General features: G+C 44.6%; 1 protein-coding gene and 1 pseudogene. Both read left to right on the top strand.

Translation table 11 applies throughout. The features are described from left to right. A partial coding sequence (locus J8M00_RS27960) for a hypothetical protein (protein WP_211013641.1) occupies positions 1–919 on the top strand: 919 nt, incomplete at its 5' end. Then, a pseudogene (locus J8M00_RS27955) lies at positions 919–1143 on the top strand (Mu transposase C-terminal domain-containing protein); the annotation flags it as partial. The gene J8M00_RS27960 and the pseudogene J8M00_RS27955, both read left to right, overlap by 1 nt.

Genomic DNA, 1143 nt, shown 5'->3' with positions numbered 1-1143 from the left:
CCTGAATTTCGGAGTTGTTATGAGTTCTGACTTAGTTTGTCCTGAATCAATAGAAGAGATTCATCATCAAATTGAGAGCCTAGAGTCGGCGCTTCATATAGAGCTGCCTCAAAGTATTGATGATTGCATGGAGCAAGTTGTATTTCTCGCTAATCGGCAATTCAGTGATGGAGCTAAGATGGGAGTCCTTTTGCTTTGGCTCAAATCAAATACGGAGCATGGCAAATTTAACTCACTTTTACACGAGCGCAATATTCAAAAACGTACGGCTCAACGAGCAATGGCGATAGCCAGAATGATATTGGCACTGCCAAAACGCAAAAGCGACAAATTGTCGCATTTGAATTTGAACACTCATCAACTTAACGAACTTACCAAAGTACCAATCGAAACGCTTAAAGAGCTAGACGACGAAGACTACGAAGTGCTGGCCGAGACATCAGGTAACGCCATAAAACAGCAAGTGGCCGATCTGATAAAAGAGCGAGACGAATTACAGGTAACTGCGGCGCAGGCCATTAATGACTTAGGGCATGAAAAGCTACGTAAAGTGCCACAAGTACGTTTTGACATGCATGTGTTTATTAGTGAGATACGCAAAGACGCAATTTGTAATACCGAGCTACTAAACGAAGCGCTTGTTAGCACCATCACCCAAATTGGCCAGCTGTGTGATAACCGCCAATTAGATTTGGAGTCGCGTGTGAGTGCTGCGCAAGTACTGCATCACACCTGGGCGGCTATCTATAGCCAAATTGGCACCGCACTTGAGCGTTTAAGTGGCGAGTTTGCTGGGCATATTGAAGGCATTGAACACCTACCGAAATTTACCAAAGCTGAGTGGCAATACGTTGAAACCGAGCGTAACCGGCTGCTCGAACAATTTTTAGTAGAAAAGCAAAGCAAGGAGATCAAGTAATGCATCCTGCTGTGATTAGATTTAACAATTTACCTGCGGTTGTGAGCCAGTCTGCATGGTCTGAGGCCAGCGACAAAGCACGCAAAACGGCCCAAAACCGAACCGCACTGGTAAAACATATGCTCTCTAGTGGCTTAAGTGTTGATAAGGCAAGAACAGCACTTATTGAGTCATTAAATAGTGGGCTGGTAACACCAGCAATACACCAAGCTGTGACTGACCTT

It is taken from the genome of Pseudoalteromonas luteoviolacea, from assembly GCF_018100925.1.
Classification (GTDB): Bacteria; Pseudomonadota; Gammaproteobacteria; order Enterobacterales; family Alteromonadaceae; genus Pseudoalteromonas; species Pseudoalteromonas obscura.
Note: the sequence above shows the minus strand (reverse complement) of the source record. Positions and strands in the feature narration are given on the sequence as shown.